Genomic DNA, 241 nt, shown 5'->3' on the forward strand with positions numbered 1-241 from the left:
TTGATCATTTCCAGCATTTCCGGCCGCTTCATATAAATCGCGGTAAAACCGAAAATCGCCAGCGTGATGAGCGTTGTCATCATCTGCGCCATATAAAGCGTCATCGAGCGGCGCGCCATTTTCAGAGACAGCAGCAGGCGATTGCCTTCAACAAATTTGGAACTATAGGCAAGCGCAACAGCCAGACCGGAAATCAGCACAAATGCTTCCGCAGAATCGGAAAAACCGAATTCGCGATGTG

General features: G+C 49.4%; 1 protein-coding gene. It reads right to left on the reverse strand.

From position 1 onward, the window contains the following. A partial coding sequence (gene opgC, locus HBA93_RS23090) for an OpgC domain-containing protein (RefSeq protein ID WP_221724785.1) occupies positions 1-241 on the reverse strand: 241 nt, incomplete at both ends.

It is taken from the genome of Ochrobactrum sp. SFR4, from assembly GCF_019730395.1.
Classification (GTDB): Bacteria; Pseudomonadota; Alphaproteobacteria; order Rhizobiales; family Rhizobiaceae; genus Pseudochrobactrum.